Annotated in this window: 19 protein-coding genes; 17 read left to right on the forward strand and 2 right to left on the reverse strand. The window is 47.8% G+C overall.

Annotated features, from left to right (window positions below):
• Window positions 1-125: 125 nt before the first annotated feature.
• The 10 genes from rimM (at window position 126) to LRP57_RS02610 (ending at window position 9,149) form a co-directional block, all read left to right on the forward strand.
• On the forward strand, window positions 126-656 hold the full coding sequence (gene rimM, locus LRP57_RS02565; RefSeq protein WP_231204831.1) for a ribosome maturation factor RimM: 531 nt from the start codon (window positions 126-128) through the stop codon (window positions 654-656).
• Complete coding sequence (trmD, locus tag LRP57_RS02570) at window positions 646-2,013, forward strand: tRNA (guanosine(37)-N1)-methyltransferase TrmD (RefSeq protein WP_231205228.1); 1,368 nt, start codon at window positions 646-648, stop codon at window positions 2,011-2,013. Before rimM ends, trmD begins: the two co-directional genes overlap by 11 nt.
• 296 nt (window positions 2,014-2,309) lie before the next feature.
• Window positions 2,310-2,666, forward strand: a complete 357-nt coding sequence (gene rplS, locus LRP57_RS02575) for a 50S ribosomal protein L19 (protein WP_231204832.1) — start codon at window positions 2,310-2,312, stop codon at window positions 2,664-2,666.
• Window positions 2,667-2,768: 102 nt separating this feature from the next.
• Window positions 2,769-3,506 (forward strand): signal peptidase I, encoded by a 738-nt coding sequence (gene lepB / locus LRP57_RS02580; RefSeq protein ID WP_231204835.1) that lies wholly within the window; start codon window positions 2,769-2,771, stop codon window positions 3,504-3,506.
• 11 nt (window positions 3,507-3,517) lie between these two features.
• Window positions 3,518-4,192 (forward strand): ribonuclease HII, encoded by a 675-nt coding sequence (locus tag LRP57_RS02585; RefSeq protein ID WP_231204837.1) that lies wholly within the window; start codon window positions 3,518-3,520, stop codon window positions 4,190-4,192.
• A gap of 57 nt (window positions 4,193-4,249) precedes the next feature.
• A complete protein-coding gene (locus LRP57_RS02590; RefSeq protein WP_231204839.1) occupies window positions 4,250-4,549 on the forward strand; it encodes a DUF2469 domain-containing protein in 300 nt (99 codons plus the stop codon).
• Between the two features lie 332 nt (window positions 4,550-4,881).
• Complete coding sequence (locus LRP57_RS02595; protein WP_231205229.1) at window positions 4,882-5,286, forward strand: YraN family protein; 405 nt, start codon at window positions 4,882-4,884, stop codon at window positions 5,284-5,286.
• A complete protein-coding gene (locus tag LRP57_RS02600; RefSeq protein WP_231204841.1) occupies window positions 5,283-6,824 on the forward strand; it encodes a YifB family Mg chelatase-like AAA ATPase in 1,542 nt (513 codons plus the stop codon). Before LRP57_RS02595 ends, LRP57_RS02600 begins: the two co-directional genes overlap by 4 nt.
• On the forward strand, window positions 6,817-8,151 hold the full coding sequence (dprA, locus tag LRP57_RS02605) for a DNA-processing protein DprA (RefSeq protein ID WP_231204843.1): 1,335 nt from the start codon (window positions 6,817-6,819) through the stop codon (window positions 8,149-8,151). The genes LRP57_RS02600 and dprA overlap by 8 nt, the downstream gene beginning before the upstream one ends.
• Window positions 8,152-8,228: 77 nt before the next feature.
• Window positions 8,229-9,149: a tyrosine recombinase XerC gene (locus LRP57_RS02610; RefSeq protein WP_231204845.1), complete on the forward strand. Its 921-nt coding sequence runs from the start codon at window positions 8,229-8,231 to the stop codon at window positions 9,147-9,149.
• Window positions 9,150-9,224: 75 nt separating this feature from the next.
• Here the strand turns inward: LRP57_RS02610 and LRP57_RS02615 are convergent, their stop codons facing one another.
• A complete protein-coding gene (locus LRP57_RS02615; protein WP_231204847.1) occupies window positions 9,225-9,785 on the reverse strand; it encodes a M23 family metallopeptidase in 561 nt (186 codons plus the stop codon).
• A gap of 62 nt (window positions 9,786-9,847) precedes the next feature.
• Window positions 9,848-10,015: a hypothetical protein gene (locus tag LRP57_RS02620; RefSeq protein ID WP_231204849.1), complete on the reverse strand. Its 168-nt coding sequence runs from the start codon at window positions 10,013-10,015 to the stop codon at window positions 9,848-9,850.
• 128 nt (window positions 10,016-10,143) lie between these two features.
• On the opposite strand from LRP57_RS02620, the gene rpsB reads away from it, so the two are divergent.
• The 7 genes from rpsB to LRP57_RS02655 all read left to right on the forward strand — a co-directional run bounded on the left by rpsB (window position 10,144) and on the right by LRP57_RS02655 (window position 15,898).
• The gene (gene rpsB, locus LRP57_RS02625) at window positions 10,144-10,986 is read left to right on the forward strand and encodes a 30S ribosomal protein S2 (protein WP_231204851.1); all 843 of its coding nucleotides are present in this window, start codon (window positions 10,144-10,146) and stop codon (window positions 10,984-10,986) included.
• A gap of 30 nt (window positions 10,987-11,016) precedes the next feature.
• Window positions 11,017-11,844 (forward strand): translation elongation factor Ts, encoded by an 828-nt coding sequence (tsf, locus tag LRP57_RS02630; RefSeq protein WP_231204854.1) that lies wholly within the window; start codon window positions 11,017-11,019, stop codon window positions 11,842-11,844.
• A gap of 89 nt (window positions 11,845-11,933) precedes the next feature.
• Entirely contained in the window at window positions 11,934-12,671 is a 738-nt protein-coding gene (gene pyrH, locus LRP57_RS02635) for a UMP kinase (protein ID WP_231204856.1), read from the forward strand.
• Entirely contained in the window at window positions 12,668-13,225 is a 558-nt protein-coding gene (gene frr / locus LRP57_RS02640; RefSeq protein WP_231204858.1) for a ribosome recycling factor, read from the forward strand. The genes pyrH and frr overlap by 4 nt, the downstream gene beginning before the upstream one ends.
• The gene (locus tag LRP57_RS02645; protein WP_231204861.1) at window positions 13,225-14,121 is read left to right on the forward strand and encodes a phosphatidate cytidylyltransferase; all 897 of its coding nucleotides are present in this window, start codon (window positions 13,225-13,227) and stop codon (window positions 14,119-14,121) included. The genes frr and LRP57_RS02645 overlap by 1 nt, the downstream gene beginning before the upstream one ends.
• Window positions 14,118-15,350, forward strand: coding sequence for a 23S rRNA (adenine(2503)-C(2))-methyltransferase RlmN (rlmN, locus tag LRP57_RS02650; RefSeq protein WP_231204863.1), 1,233 nt, complete (start codon window positions 14,118-14,120; stop codon window positions 15,348-15,350). Before LRP57_RS02645 ends, rlmN begins: the two co-directional genes overlap by 4 nt.
• Window positions 15,347-15,898, forward strand: a complete 552-nt coding sequence (locus LRP57_RS02655; RefSeq protein WP_231204866.1) for a DivIVA domain-containing protein — start codon at window positions 15,347-15,349, stop codon at window positions 15,896-15,898. The genes rlmN and LRP57_RS02655 overlap by 4 nt, the downstream gene beginning before the upstream one ends.
• Window positions 15,899-15,901: the final 3 nt, after the last annotated feature.

A 15,901-nucleotide genomic window follows, 5' to 3' on the forward strand; every position in this document is an offset into this window, starting at 1 on the left:
TATTAACATAGGCCAATTGGTACTTTTTCTATTGCATAGCCAAAAGATTAGTATTGCCCTCAGTGACAGTGTGTGAGGGAGGACCACCTCAAAAATTACGACACAAAGGTACTAAACTTATCCATATGCAGATGACAGCGGCTCGTATAGGTCCTCCTCATGGTCTTCGCGGTGAGGTTTTTCTTGAAATTCGTACAGATGATGCTGATATTGTTGTTATTGGTGCGACATTCACAACAGACCATACACAATGGCCTACACTCACCATCGAGTCACTACGCAGAAGTAAAAATCGTGTCATTGCGGCATTTCATGAAATCTTGACACGTGAAGACGCTGAAAAAGTACGTGGCACAGCTTTGCTCATTGAGGAACATGCAGAGGAAAATGCATGGTATCCTCATCAGCTCAAAGGGTTGAAAGCTGTGAATACTCACGGTCAAGAACTAGGTACTGTGACAGGGATACACACAGGTGCTGCGCAAGATCTTTTACTTGTCCGAACGGGGAGAGGCACCGTTATGGTCCCCTTTGTGAAACAGCTCGTCCCAACGATTGATTTAGAAGCAGAACAGATCATTATTGACCCTCCCGGTGGTTTATTTGATGATGAAGTGATTGATGGTCCTGATGGTGGGAACGGGTATGCGCTTTGATCTTGTCTCTATTTTTCCGCAGTATTTCAATGCGCTTGATGAATCGTTGATTGGGAAGGCTAAAGAAAAAGGCACTCTCACTGTTAATGTGCATAACCTACGAGACTGGACCAATGATCCTCATCGAACAGTTGACGACAGTCCATACGGTGGTGGTGCTGGTATGGTTATGCGTCCTGATATTTGGGGGCGCGCACTTGATGACATACTGGCCTACCCACTTGCAGATACTCAGGGAGAAGCTGAGCCGCGTCGTGTTCTTGCCATTCCTACGCCTGCGGGTATTCCTTTAACTCAGCAGCTTGCGCAGGATTTATCGCAGGCCGACCAAATTATTGTGGCCTGTGGGCGCTACGAGGGTATCGATCAGCGGGTTTCAGACCATTACGCGCAAATTGGTGTTGAAGTCATTCAGTTTTCTTTGGGTGATTATGTCCTCAACGGTGGGGAAGTAGCTGCGCTGGTTCTGGTAGAAGCCGTTGGGCGTCTATGTGATGGAGTTATTGGTAATCCTGAATCCTTGGTTGAAGAATCGCATAGTTCTCAGGGATTACTGGAATACCCTGCATATACGCGTCCGCTCTGCTGGCGTGGTCATGAAGTTCCCAATGTTTTGCGTTCCGGTAATCATCAAGCGATTGCTCTGTGGCGGCGTGAACGTTCATTGGAACGTACTGCTAGGCACAGGCAAGATATCGTGCAGCGCCTCGACCCGCATATGTTGACCGTAGAGGATCGTGAAATTCTTGCATCCTGCGGATATATTGTGAAACCTCAGCGTGCGACCCTCACTATACGACAGGCGCAGGCAAGTGATGCTCATGAGATTGCTGATCTTGCTGCTCGTACTTTTCCGGATGCATGTCCGCCTCATCTGCCGAAAGAAGCTATCACAGCTTTTATTGAGGAAAATTTATCTGCTGAATTATTTGCCGGTTTTTTAGCTGATACGGCACGTTTCCGCATACAGGTTGCTGTTGCAACTGTGGAGGCTGAGCAACAACCAATGATATGTGGGTACACGCTTAGTCATGTTGGTGAAGCTGCGTTACCAGAGGATATGCTTCGGTCGGGTAAATGTGAAGCGTCATCTGCATATCTGTCGAAATGCTATGTTGATAGCCATTGGCGTGGTTCAGGAATAGCTGGAGCGCTTTTAGAAGCCGCTGTGGTGGATGTAGAATCGACTTCATCTGCTCCACAAATCGTTTTGGGTACCAATATCGGTAACAAGCGTGCAAAAGCTTTCTATCGTCGTCACGGTTTTACAGTTGTTGGCAGGCGGCGCTTTAACGTGGGTGGTGTGGAAAATATTGATGATATTTTGGTGCGTTCGCTCAAAGCCTCGCGTCAGTAAATCCTCATAAAGTCATCATTTCCTTGAGTGTATGATAGAGATTTTTAAGTATTTTTTATCTTGTAAACAAAAGGAAACTTTTGAGGCCGACGGTGCTTAAAATCACTGTCATCCTTGCTCATAATAACGTGGAAAAGTTGGGCAAATATACGGTTTATGGCACACTTAGAAGGTAGTTTGACGTGGCGTAACCTGCCGCAGGGGGACGCCGTGACGTTAAACTTTCGCGTATATTGCAGGATAAACCTGCCGAATGAGACGTGACTGACCTGCGGCAGGTGCGTCGAGGAGAAAAAATGCAGAAGCTGGACGCAGTTGATGCCGCTTCATTACGTAACGACATCCCCCCCTTCCGCCCAGGCGACACCCTCAAAGTGCACGTTAGGGTTGTTGAAGGTAACCGCTCCCGCATTCAGGTCTTCCAGGGTGTCGTGATTGCTCGTCGCGGTCACGGTGTTTCCTCTACTTTCACCGTTCGTAAAGTTTCTTTCGGTGTAGGTGTGGAACGTACTTTCCCATTGCACGCCCCTACCATTGACCACATTGAGGTCGTAACCAAGGGCGATGTGCGTCGCGCGAAGTTGTACTACTTGCGTGAACGCCATGGCAAGGCTGCGAAGATCAAAGAACACCGTTCAGGTTCAGCAGAATGATACGCTGAATTTGAGACAGTTTGGCCCGGGCACCGAGCAAAAGGTTGTGCCGGGCCGAACTTGTTAATGCAGGTGAAAACCGCATTTACTGAGGAGAACATCATGTCAGAGAATCGAGCGCGGCTTGTGAGCTACGGAGGGCCACGGCATTTGCCTTCTCGACGTGAACTCCGAGAAGAGGAACGAAAACGCGCATCTTCCCCGTGGACGTGGGTAAAAGAAATTACTTTTATCCTTGTAACCGCGTTGGTTGTTTCGACGCTCTTACGTATTTTTCTTGTACAAATTTTCTGGATTCCTTCGGCATCCATGAAACCAACGCTTCAAGAAAATGACCGTATAGCTGTTTCGCGTATTTCCTCATGGACCGGAAATATCACGCGAGGCGACATCGTGGTTTTTGATGATGTTAATGGTTGGCTTCCTCAGCAGGAAAAACACTGGTGGACATCTATCGGTGAATTCGTTGGACTTGTCCCAGCAGGTTCAGGGCAAACACTCGTGAAACGTGTCATTGGTGTAGGCGGTGACACTGTTGCATGTTGCAATGCGGAGGGCCAATTAACAGTCAACGGAAGCGCCATACGCGAACCGTATCTGGCTTCCTCATCAATTCATCAACAAGAGGACCAAACTTTCGCAGTCACTGTACCTAAAGGATATGTGTGGGTTATGGGTGATAATCGTTCAAACTCCGCAGATTCACGCTACCATTTCCTGAAAGGCGATAATCCTTTCATTCCTGCTCACTCTGTTGTCGGTAAAGCTGTTGCTGTGATGTGGCCGCTGAATAGGTGGACAATACTTTCCGGGCGTGAAGTATTCGCCACAGTTCCATAGAATTGACACCTATGCGCTATGAGACAACACGGGAATACGAAATAGAGTTAGCATCCCGTTATGGTGGTTTGGTCGCAGGAATCGACGAGGTAGGGCGTGGTGCTTTAGCTGGTCCTGTCGCCGTGGGCGTCACACTTGTAGGAGCAGCACAGAGGCAAGCACCTGTTGGTTTAACAGATTCAAAGCTTCTGACACCTCAGAAACGTCATGCTCTTATTGAACCTATACGTGAATGGGTTGTTGATGCGGCAATAGGTTGGTCTTCCGCGCAGGAAATTGACCAGTGGGGCATTATTGCAGCTTTACGCTGCGCGGCACAAAGGGCGCTAGCTGAACTTGAAAATAGGGGATATCGACCCTCTGTGATTATTTTAGATGGTTCACATGATTGGCTTTCTCAGCCGAGCAAGGACCTGTTGAGTCAATATGATGAGGAACGTGAACCTGTTTTTTACGATGTGACGATGCCCGTGAAAACACGAGTTAAAGCGGATGCGACATGCAGTGTTGTGGCAGCGGCATCGGTTCTTGCCAAGGTGAGTCGAGATCAGATGATGGCAGAGCTACCGGATTATGGATATGGTTGGGCTTCAAATAAAGGTTATTCCAGTGCTGCGCATATTGCTGCTTTACGTGAAAAAGGAGCATCACCGTGGCATCGACGCTCATGGAAACTGCCGATGTGATGTGACAATCACGCGCCCTAGTTGTATGACCTCATATTTAGCAAGGAAGATAGATTCATGAGTGACGATATTGAAAACTATGAAAATAACCTTGAACTGGAACTTTTTCGCGAATACAAGGACGTTATTGGGCTATTCACATATGTAGTAGAAACGGAAAGACGTTTTTACCTGTGTAATCAGGTGGATGTGCAGGCTCGTCCAGTGGGGCAAGATGTTTTCTTTGAACTAACACTGACGGATGCGTGGGTGTGGGATATTTACCGATCGTCACGTTTTGTTCGTTCAGTTCGTGTCATCACCTATAAAGACGTCAATGTTGAAGAACTGACGAAATCGGAGCTGCGTATTCCGTGAAATACCCCTGTTGAGGGAACCTGAAGAATATCTGTTGCATTATGGGTGACTTTTAATGCTTTCTTCCTTCATGTGAGAAGGGTATGTTTTTGTGCGAAATTGAGGATGCGTAGACTTTCTGCCGCTAGTAAGGTTGCGTACTTTCAGGTGCTGATTTCACAAGTAACGAGGCCTACTTGCGCTGAAATGAGTGATGAGAGTCCTCTAAAGAAAAGATATCCACATATACGTCTTTGACATACCTGTTTATCCACAGGTGAGTAAAACGCTTCTGACAGACTCTTATTTTGTATGACAGGCTGCCTCTATTGGAGGTGACCACAGTGAAGCACATGAATGTTGCTTTAGGGCGAGCAGGCGAAGAATACGCAAGTATGCTCCTGACGAATGCAGGGTACGAGATACTTACGCGTAACTGGTATTGCGGTCGTACTGGTGAAATCGACATTATTGCTCGTGATAAGTCACTAGTAGTGATTGTTGAAGTACGTACTCGTATAGGAAATTCATATGGAAGCCCTTTAGAGTCTATTGATCGGCGTAAACTCCATCGCTTGAGGGTGTTAAGCACACAATGGCTGCAGAAAACACATACGTATACTCCGGCACGTATCGACGTTATTGCTTTAACGATTCCGCGTGAATATCGATCAGCTTTAATGGCACACACTTGTGAGAAAAATATTGACCTTTCGCTATTTCATCCGCATGTACGTTGGGTGAAAGGCGTGTCATGACAGTTTCCACCTTATCTGTTGCACTTGTAGGGTTACAGGGTCACATTATTGAAGTAGAAACCCATGTGGGTCGCGGACTTGTTGCTTTTACATTGGTTGGCTTACCTGATGCTTCTTTACGTGAATCAAAAGAACGAGTTCGCGCAGCTTTACAGACATGCGGCTTAGAGGTTCTTGATCGGCATATTATTGTTAATCTTTCACCTGCTGGTTTACCAAAATCTGGTAGCGGATTTGATCTAGCAATTGCTGTTTCAGTCCTTATTGCGACGAAAAAAATTCGTCCAGAACCATTTGCTCATGCTGTTTTAGTAGCTGAAATTGCTTTGGATGGTACATTACGTCCTGTTCCAGGTGTTTTACCAGCGCTTATTGCTGCTCAACGTAAAGGTGTTGTGCGCGCCATCGTTGCCCCGGAAAATGTTCAAGAAGCTGAACTTGTTCCTGGAATAGAAGTGATTTCTCATGGGCATCTGTCTGATGTCGTGATGTGGGCAGGTGGCAGGGCTGATAAGCCTCCTCAAAATACGCGGAGGAATTTTATGGCCGATTCTTCAGATTTAGCACATGCTACGTCCACATATGCGGGTGATATTTCAGATATACGTGGGCAAAATTACGCTATTGAGGCTTTAGAAGTAGCTGCAGCAGGCGGGCACCACTTGCATTGTGTAGGGGAACCGGGCTCGGGTAAAACAATGCTCATTCAACGTATGCCCACAATTTTGCCTGCATTAGATGATGAAATAGCGATGACAACAACGGCTATTCATTCGCTTGCCGGTGTTCTTTTATCAAAACAGGGGCTTATTCGTCAGCCGCCTTTGCAAAGCCCGCATCATAGTGTGACGATGCCCGCGCTTATTGGAGGAGGCTCACCCGTTTTGCGTCCTGGGGCAGTGTCTTTAGCGCACGGAGGAGTTCTTTTCCTTGATGAAGCTCCCGAATTTTCACCGCGTGTGTTAGATGCTCTGCGGCAACCTCTTGAGGAAGGAGAAGTCAGTATTCATCGCGCACGCGGGCATACGCGTTTTCCAGCGGATTTTCAATTGGTATTGGCTTCTAATCCGTGCCCATGTGGTGGAGGTAATCGGGTGAAAAAATGTACATGTTCATCTATTCAACGGCGACGTTATCAGGCACGTTTATCTGGCCCGTTGTTAGACCGCATTGATATTACAGTGGGGATGCGAGCGCCTACGCGTGCTGACTTGTTGGCTCCTTCCATATATACATCAGCTCAAATAAAAGATCGGGTATCTGAAGCCCGTGCTCGCGCAGCTTACCGTCTGCGTGATACGCAATGGCATATGAATAGGCAGGTCACAGGTTCTTGGCTTCGACAGTGTTCTCAAATCCCGGTATCTATTGTGAAAGCTCTTGATGAAGCTGTGGATCGTTCTGACATCACTATGCGTGGAGCGGATCGAATTTTACGTGTCATGTGGACAGCAGCTGATCTTGAAGGGGCAACGCGCCCTGATGATAGTCATTTAGGTTTTGCCCTTTCTTTGCGTACAGGAGGGGCATATGTGTAGTCATGAAAAAAATATGGGACGCTACTTACTGGGTAGGAGTGATGGCATATCAGTGTCGTGTAAGCCGCAAGAAGTATATGAGGAATATAGTTCGCCAGTTTTACGTGAAGATAATCAGCAAAATTCCCCGAGTCGTCAGATGCCCGTAAGACAGGCGAATCCTCGAAAAACAATGAGTGAATATGAATATGCTGTGTGGTGGTCGTGTGTCGTAGAACCGGGTGATTATTTTGCTTCTCATCTGCGTTCTGTATGTGGAGAAGAAGAAGCTCAGCGTTGGGCTTGCGCTCCACGCATCACTTCTTTACCTGATTCGCTTTATGCAGTAGCTGCTCCTGAGCATTGGGAGAAAACATGGCATAGGTGGAAAGCACGGATTGACATGGTGGACATTGAAAAAGAACTGAGTATTGTGCATCGTATCGGTGGTTATGTGTTGACACCGGATAGTGCTCAATGGCCGCATATGCTCAAAGATTTAGGTCCAGTGATGCCGAGTGCTTTATGGGTGAAAGGTCGTATATCTTCACAGCCTTGTGTCGCATTAGTAGGTGCGAGGGCTTCTACGCGAGCAGGAGAAAGAACATGTCGTGATATGGCTGTTGCTTTGACTGATAAGGGTTTCACTGTGGTTTCGGGTGGGGCCATCGGTATTGATGCGGCAGCTCATCATGGCGCTGTGGATGCTGGAGGAAAAACATACGCGCTTATGGCAGGAGGTTTAGGAGCTTTATATCCCGCAACGAATCGGGAACTCTTTGAAAAGATTGTATCTACAGGGGGAGCACTTATCAGTGAAGTTCCTCCTTCGTGGCGCCCGGCGCGTTGGAGATTTTTAGCGCGTAATCGATTAATAGCAGCTTTATCTAGGGGTGTTGTGGTGGTTGAAGCAAGTTATCGTTCAGGCGCATTAGCAACAGCTCGTCATGGTGTGGAACTTGGACGTGAAGTAGGTGCTGTACCAGGTTCTGTTGATGGGGTCATGTCTCAGGGCTGTCATGAATTGATTCGGCAAGGTGGGATTCTCATACGTCATGCAGAGGATATACAGCGTATGATTTATCCTTTTGCTGATGTGAATGAATCTGTAGGGTACGATCATCCTCATCAAAAAACACGTGTTGTATCAGGGATTGAAACCTTGCCAGAGGAACAACGCCGAGTGTGGGAGGCGATGCCACTTCATTCAGCAGTAACGGTTGAAAAACTCAGTTATTCCAGTGGTTTAAGTCGTTCTGAGGTTCTTTCTGCATTAGCTTATTTAGATTTAGCAGGATGGGTGAGTGCGCATAGTCGTGGGTGGCGACGAATACAGAAAAACAAATAAAAGTAGTCCCACAATGAGTATGTGCTTTTCTTACGTGAGTATGAAACGTTAGTGAACAGGGACGGTACGATGAAGGGGTGCAGGAAAAAACACCGTATGAAGCGTGGATATCGTATCTGAGAAATGTGCGTGGCTTAAGCGAACATACTGTGAATGCCTATGGAAGTGATGTTTTAGCCTGTCTGGAATATTTCGGATTAGGTACTCACGCCAGTGGCGAGGATATACGCCGATGTCTGACAACGCGCTCTTTACGTTCATGGTTGTCTTATGGACACGAAGGGGGGATGACACGCTCAACGGTAGCGAGGCATGTATCCGCATTACGTTCATTTACATCGTGGCTTGTGCTCAACAGCATTATGTCGACTGATCCGGCACTTCCGCTCATGACGGCTCGGCCAGATCAGCGTTTACCACAGGTTGAAGATGTGGAAGGCGCTTTTCGTTTAATGGATAAAGCTCGCCACATTGCACAGGGCCGGCCATCACAGCCAAGCAATATTCGTGACTGGGCTATTGTTGAGTTGATCTATTCCACGGGGATACGTGTAGAAGAATTATGCGCTCTTGATCTTCTTTCTTTTCAACCGCGTGAATTAACTATGAGAGTTTTCGGTAAAGGTCGAAAAGAACGAGTCGTTCCTGTGGGGGATTATGCCGCTGAAGCATTACATATGTGGATCCATTCAGCTCGTGATCTTTTAGTCGCTGACCCTAAGGAAAAAGCATTATTCGTTGGTGTGCAAGGTAAACGAATAAATCAACGTGTTGTACGTTCGGTCATACATCGTTTATGCGCGAAAGCCGGAGTGAAAGATTTAGCTCCGCATGCTCTGCGACACACGGCAGCAACACACATGCTTCAAGGGGGAGCCGATTTACGGGCTGTACAAGAACTTCTTGGCCATTCGTCATTAAATACGACGCAACGCTATACGCATGTTGATACTCAACGTTTATCAGCTATTTATCGCTCTGCTCATCCGCGAGCATAAGCACTGTGAGGACATATCTGTTTTGACGCATAATAAAGGGGATACGTGAGTAAGAATAGATAGCTCGTATATGCGCTACTGCGTAGTGCTCCATCCATCCCATATTTTCAATACGCTGCGTTCACGTAGGAAAAGTAAGGGATTAAGCCATTTTTGCGCTGACACTTTCACGCCCCAATGTAAGGCCCCAGGTGAATGACCTTCAGCCACGTAACCAAGAAGTTCTCCGGCATGTACTTTTTGTCCACGAACTACCTGCGCATTGATCGGTTCAAATGTTGTGCGCAAAGGAAAATCAGGACTTCCTACATTGAGTGATAGGACAGGTCGATCAACTACTGTTCCAACGAAAGAGACAGTGCCTGCGGTAGGCGCGTACACCTCACTTGCAATAGGAACATCAAAATCAACACCTCGATGTCCTGATAGCCATGGCTGTGCCGGTTCAGTAAAAGGGCGTGCAATCGGAACAGGATGTCCTGTTGGCCATAACCAGGGGCGCTGAGGGGGATTATCTGTTGAATGAGCTGGTAAAGCTATCAGAAGGAAAAACAAGCACAGACATACCCCTGTTAATGTTTGCTTGAGCAAAGCGTTTTCAGATTTTCTGTGACTTGAGGGTTGAGATGTCGTCATGCGGATAGTATGCGTAAGTGCCTGACATGATGATACTGCTCACAGGGGTCTTGGGGATAAAGTCATCGTTTTCCACAGGAAAACAGAGGGATAAGGGTCACATGTGCAGCCGCATGATGTTGCAAAATCATGGGATAGAATGGTTCTGCATCTGTATGCATACAGGTGACTTCGCGCGTCATTTCTGCGTTCTCCGCCAAAGCGGTACTGAACCAGGGCGTAGTTGGCATGGTTCCTTCATAGGTGCTGACTTGTTATGACGCTAGGGCCTCTTTCGGGACTTCCGAATACAGGCGACAAACCAATATGGCTTCATAGCAAGCCACACCGCTAATTTAAGGCGGGGAAAGGACGATCAATGGCAGTCGTAACCATGCGTCAGCTTCTTGAATCTGGAGTCCACTTCGGTCACCAGACTCGTCGTTGGAACCCCAAGATGAAACGTTTCATCTTGACTGAACGCAATGGCATTTACATCATCGATCTCCAGCAAACTATTGCTGACATTGATATTGCCTATGATTTCGTTAAAGAAACTGTGGCCCACGGTGGCTCCATTCTTTTCGTTGGTACAAAGAAACAAGCACAAGAAGCTATTGCTGAACAGGCTTCACGTGTAGGCATGCCTTACGTGAATCACCGTTGGCTCGGCGGTATGCTCACAAACTTCTCAACAGTTTCTAAGCGTCTGCAACGCCTGAAGGAACTGGAACAGATCGACTTTGATGATGTTGCAGGTTCTGGACGCACAAAGAAAGAACTGCTGATGATGCGTCGTGAGATGGATAAGCTCTCACGCACACTCGGTGGTATCCGTGACATGAATCGTGTTCCCTCTGCAGTATGGATCGTTGACACAAAGAAGGAACACCTCGCTGTTTCTGAAGCTCGCAAACTCAATATTCCGATCGTTGCTATTTTGGATACCAACGCTGATCCAGATGAGGTTGATTACCGTATTCCTGGCAACGATGATGCTATCCGCGCTGTAGCTTTGCTGACTCGTGTGATTGCAGATGCTGTGGCTGATGGCCTCCTCTCGCGTTCGGCTTCACGTAAGTCTGCTGCAGGTGAGGAAGCTGAAGTTGCTGCTGAACCTCTTGCTGAATGGGAACGCGAACTGCTTGAAGGCGGCGAAACCGCTGCCGCAGAAACTCCCGCTGAAACAGCATCTGCTGAAGAAACACCGGCTGAAAACTGATCGTTAACATCACAGAGAGGAAATAGAGCAATGGCAAATTTCACCGCTGCTGATGTCAAGGCATTGCGTGATCAAACTGGCGCCGGCATGATGGACGTAAAGAAAGCGCTTGTTGAGGCCGATGGAGATGCGGAAAAAGCTCTTGAGATTATTCGTCTCAATGGCTTGAAGTCCATTTCTAAGCGTGAGGATCGTCAGGCTTCTGCTGGTCTGCTTGCCGCCCGCGTACAGGACAATACTGGTGTCCTTGTTGAAGTTAACTCCGAAACTGACTTCGTTGCGAAGAACCAGAAGTTCATTGATTTCGCTAATTCTGTTCTTGAAGCAGCTGTTGCTTCACAAGCTGCTGATCTTGAGACACTGCTTGCAGCTCCTCTAGGAGAAGGAACAGTACAGGATGCTTTGAACCAGATGGCTGCTGTTATCGGTGAAAAGCTTGAAATCCGTCGTGTTGTCCGCATGACCGGTGAACATGTAGAGCTGTATCTGCATCAAACCAGCCCCGACTTGCCTCCACAGGTCGGTGTCTTTGTGGTCACTAACGCTGCAGGATCTGCTGTGGCACACGATGTAGCTTTGCACATCGCTGCTTACATGCCTTCCTACCTTGACCGTGATGCTGTTCCGGCTGATGTTCTTGAAAAAGAACGCGCCACTTTGGAAAAGATCACTCTAGAAGAAGGCAAGCCTGAAGCTATCGTCCCCAAGATCGTTCAGGGACGTTTGGAAGCCTTCTTTAAGGATAACTGCTTGGTAGATCAAGCATTTGCTCGTGATCCTTCCAAGTCAGTTGGTAAGGTTCTTTCTGAGGCAAATGCTGAGGTCGTCGAATTCATTCGCGTCCACGTGGGAGCCTAAATCCTTATAAATGACCCCGCCCGTTGTTGGGCGGGGTCATCGTGTACACACATTTCATATCTGATACACCAATGACGATAGGAGTCCTGATGACACGGCAACGACGAGTCCTTCTAAAACTTTCTGGTGAAGCTTTTGGTGGAGGATCCATCGGTCTTGACCCAACAGTGGTTCGTAATATTGCTGAGCAAATTGCGGAAGCTGTTCGGCAAGGAATACAGGTAGCAATTGTCGTTGGTGGTGGAAACTTTTTCCGTGGAGCGGAATTATCACGTTCGGGACTTGACCGTTCCCGTGCAGACTACATGGGTATGCTCGGCACAGTGATGAATGCGTTGGCATTGCAAGATTTCATTGAGCAAGCCGGTGTTCCTGCGCGCGTACAAAGCGCAATAGCTATGCAACAGGTAGCGGAGCCCTACATTCCTTTACGTGCCATTCGTCATATGGAAAAAGGCCGTGTAGTCATTTTTGGTGCCGGTGCAGGTATGCCATATTTCTCAACCGACACTGTTTCGGCTCAGCGTGCTCTTGAAACGCACTGTGATGAGCTACTTGCAGCGAAAAATGGTGTCGATGGCGTATATGATTCTGATCCGCGTCTTAACCCACATGCTCGCCGCCTAGACTTCCTCACCTACACAGATGCGCTCTCACAGGGATTGAAAGTTGTCGATGCTGCAGCATTTGCTCTATGCCAAGAAAACGGTCTGACCATGCGCGTTTTTGGGATGTCTCAGCCCGGCAACGTCACAAAGGCCCTTCAAGGTGGAAGAATCGGTACGCTTGTATCAACACATGACGAACAAACTAAGGAGTCGAAGTGATCGACGATATTCTTCTTGAAGCCGAAGAAAAAATGGATCGTGCCGTTGAAGTAGCACGAGCAGATTTCGGTAACATTCGTACTGGTCGAGCAAATAGCGGAATGTTTGAGCAACTATTGGTCGAATACTACGGTGCTCCAACCCCTATGCAGCAACTCGCTTCATTCCAAATCCCAGAAGCTCGTACAGTCTTGATCTCTCCATTTGACCGTTCAGCAACACAGGAAATCATTAAAACCCTGCGTGAATCAGATCTTGGTGTGAATCCTACAGATGATGGTCATGTGATTCGTGTAGTTTTGCCGGCGCTTACCGAAGAACGCCGCAAAGAATATGTGAAACAAGCAAAAAATAAAGCAGAAGATGCTCGCGTATCTGTACGCGCAGTACGCCGTAAAGCAAAAGAAGCACTCGACCGTCTGAAAAAAGATGGCGAAGCCGGTGAAGATGAAGTTGATCGTGCAGAAAAGTCACTGGAAAATCTGACAAAATCTCATGTCGATCTTATTGACACTCTTTTAGTGACCAAAGAGAGCGAACTTCTGACTATCTGATGCCAGACATACAATACACGCGCGTTTTACGGGGTATTTTTTCTGCAATACCCTCGCATAATCATGCCGCATTAAAAGCGACAGGACGAGCAGGTAGGAACTTGCCGGCAGCCGTCATGACAGCGACACTGCTTGTTGTGCTCGTGACGGCTTCACTTGCATTCTATTTTGAATTCTTTGTCGCTTTTATCATGCTGCTCTGCTGGGCAGGAATATGGGAATTAGGCGGTGCCTACGCGCGTGTAGGGATTCACATGTCCTTATTGCCGCTATACGTCGGATCAGCAGGAATGCTGATCTGCGCGTGGACTCTGGGAGCGGAAGCACTTCTAGCTGCTCTTTTCTTGACAATATTCGCATCTGTCCTGTGGCGTGTACTTGACCGTTGGGACGACGGAAAATTACGTGACATATGTGCCTCTGCTTTTACAGCCGTATATGTTCCATTTCTCGCGTCATTTATCGTTTTACTTTTACGGGAACATCATGCCGCTTGGGTAGTGGGACTACAGATCCTCCTTGTTGCTTTAAGTGACACAGGAGGGTGGGCAACCGGAATCCTTATTGGCCGTCATCCGATGGCCCCTCGCTTATCGCCCAAAAAATCTTGGGAAGGATTCGCAGGTTCTCTACTTGCATGTACTGTTGGCGCTGTTGTTTGCTTTTCATTTGTGAATATTCACTGGGCATGGGGTTTCATCGTAGGGCCCATGATGGCTTTTAGCGCCACAATAGGTGACCTCATCGAATCATTAATCAAACGCGAAGTCGGTTTGAAAGATATGTCGCAAATCCTGCCCGGACATGGAGGAGTCCTCGATCGCGCGGATTCTATTTTGTTAACGGCACCGGTTCTGCATGTCCTCCTACTGATTGCAGAAGGAGGGCACGTATGATGTCCAAAGTGGCTCCGACAAAACGACGCGAAGTACGGCCAACAGATCAGCCTCCTGAAGGAGCTACGCATCCGGATGCGCGACCGCTTTTATCTTTTACTGCGAAAAAGCGAGGAAAAGCTCCGCTCCACCTAGCAGATTGCGATGCGCAGGCGCGCCGAGAATTACTTCAACAAGCCGGACTTCCTGCGTTCCGTGCCGACCAATTATCACGGCATTACTTTGATCATTTTCTGGCTGACGCACAGCAAATGACTGACATACCCGCTCACGCACGCTCAATTATTGAAGAAAAAATACTGCCCCGCCTTGTTGAACAAGTGACGGTGCTACGTGCCGATGCAGGTATGACATTAAAACACCTGTGGAAACTTTACGATGGTGCCACTGTCGAATCTGTGTTGATGGGTTATGGAGATCGGACGACTCTGTGTGTTTCTTCGCAGGCTGGATGCGGTATGGCCTGTCCTTTCTGCGCAACCGGTCAAATGGGGCTTACCCGTAACTTATCAACAGCAGAAATAGTCGACCAAGTGCGTTTAGCTCATCGTGCATGTGCTGACGGGGATCTTGCATGCGGACCCACCCGACTCACAAATGTGGTTTTTATGGGGATGGGAGAACCGCTAGCAAATTACAAAGCAGTGATCGCAGCGATTCATCGTTTAATTGACCCATCTCCGCAAGGATTTGGTATGTCGGCACGCGGTATTACCGTGTCAACTGTGGGACTGGTTCCAGCGATTCATAAATTGGCGGCAGAAGGCATTCCCGTTACTTTAGCGGTATCCCTTCATGCTCCAGATGATGATTTACGTGATGACCTTATTCCTATCAATTCTCGCTGGAAAGTGACAGAACTCCTTGATGCTGCGCGTCATTATTTCTTGTCAACAGGTCGTCGTGTTTCAATCGAATACGCTTTAATTAAGGATATGAATGACCAGCCTCGACGCGCTCAGCTTCTTGCTAATGAACTGAATAAACGCGGTAAAGGATGGGTACACGTTAATCCGATTCCGTTAAATCCGACACCGGGATCCATTTGGACTGCATCGACACGTCGTGCTCAGGATGAATTCGTCCGTATCTTGCGCGACAATGGAATATCAACAACGATCCGTGACACCCGTGGTTCAGATATTGATGGCGCATGTGGCCAATTAGCTACAGCCGTCAAAGAAGGACGACGTGCAAGTGTGAAAGTGACGAATCAGGAGGACTCATGAGCACCACATTTCCGCGCGTTAGTTTTTTCCGTCAGGGTTATGACCCTTCGGGTGTCGATGAATTCTTTGAGGACGCTAAGCGTGCTTATGAAGGTGGGGTTCCTTCAGAACAGTTCAGCGCAGAACAAGTACGTCGCGCCACTTTCAATGTGCGCCGTCGCGGCTACGATATGTCCGCGGTGGATGAAGCTCTTAATCGTTTAGAAGCTGCTTTTATTCACCGTGATCGCATGGATCATGTGGCCGTCAATGGTGAGACAGCGTGGTTTGAAAAAATTGCGGAACGTGCCACCACACTGTATCCGCGTTTACGTCGTCCACGTGGAGAACGTTTTGCTCGACCACAGAACGGACGCGGCTACGATGCTGAAGCTGTTGATGACCTACTTGATCGTTTAGCAAACTATTTTGACGATCAAGATGAAGTCACTGTTGACGATATTCGTCAAGCTGTTTTCCCTTCAGTTCGAGCAAAGAAAGCCTATGCGGAAGGACCCGTTGATGCCTACCTTGGCCGTGCGGTAGAAATTCTTTTAGCCGTTGACTGATCT

Origin of the sequence: Schaalia sp. lx-260 (genome assembly GCF_021083645.1) — a bacterium.
GTDB lineage: Bacteria > Actinomycetota > Actinomycetes > Actinomycetales > Actinomycetaceae > Pauljensenia.

Excerpts from the sequence above, each read along its gene's own strand:
- LRP57_RS02600 (WP_231204841.1), top strand. The coding sequence starts at position 5,283 with ATGACAGTTTCCACCTTATCTGTTGCACTTGTAGGGTTACAGGGTCAC.
- tsf (WP_231204854.1), top strand. The coding sequence starts at position 11,017 with ATGGCAAATTTCACCGCTGCTGATGTCAAGGCATTGCGTGATCAAACT.
- rpsB (WP_231204851.1), top strand. The coding sequence starts at position 10,144 with ATGGCAGTCGTAACCATGCGTCAGCTTCTTGAATCTGGAGTCCACTTC.
- LRP57_RS02645 (WP_231204861.1), top strand. The coding sequence starts at position 13,225 with ATGCCAGACATACAATACACGCGCGTTTTACGGGGTATTTTTTCTGCA.
- LRP57_RS02590 (WP_231204839.1), top strand. The coding sequence starts at position 4,250 with ATGAGTGACGATATTGAAAACTATGAAAATAACCTTGAACTGGAACTT.
- LRP57_RS02585 (WP_231204837.1), top strand. The coding sequence starts at position 3,518 with ATGCGCTATGAGACAACACGGGAATACGAAATAGAGTTAGCATCCCGT.
- LRP57_RS02595 (WP_231205229.1), top strand. The coding sequence starts at position 4,882 with ATGAATGTTGCTTTAGGGCGAGCAGGCGAAGAATACGCAAGTATGCTC.
- pyrH (WP_231204856.1), top strand. The coding sequence starts at position 11,934 with ATGACACGGCAACGACGAGTCCTTCTAAAACTTTCTGGTGAAGCTTTT.
- LRP57_RS02655 (WP_231204866.1), top strand. The coding sequence starts at position 15,347 with ATGAGCACCACATTTCCGCGCGTTAGTTTTTTCCGTCAGGGTTATGAC.
- rplS (WP_231204832.1), top strand. The coding sequence starts at position 2,310 with ATGCAGAAGCTGGACGCAGTTGATGCCGCTTCATTACGTAACGACATC.
- rimM (WP_231204831.1), top strand. The coding sequence starts at position 126 with ATGCAGATGACAGCGGCTCGTATAGGTCCTCCTCATGGTCTTCGCGGT.
- rlmN (WP_231204863.1), top strand. The coding sequence starts at position 14,118 with ATGATGTCCAAAGTGGCTCCGACAAAACGACGCGAAGTACGGCCAACA.
- trmD (WP_231205228.1), top strand. The coding sequence starts at position 646 with ATGCGCTTTGATCTTGTCTCTATTTTTCCGCAGTATTTCAATGCGCTT.
- dprA (WP_231204843.1), top strand. The coding sequence starts at position 6,817 with ATGTGTAGTCATGAAAAAAATATGGGACGCTACTTACTGGGTAGGAGT.
- LRP57_RS02620 (WP_231204849.1), bottom strand. The coding sequence starts at position 10,015 with ATGCCAACTACGCCCTGGTTCAGTACCGCTTTGGCGGAGAACGCAGAA.
- lepB (WP_231204835.1), top strand. The coding sequence starts at position 2,769 with ATGTCAGAGAATCGAGCGCGGCTTGTGAGCTACGGAGGGCCACGGCAT.
- LRP57_RS02615 (WP_231204847.1), bottom strand. The coding sequence starts at position 9,785 with ATGACGACATCTCAACCCTCAAGTCACAGAAAATCTGAAAACGCTTTG.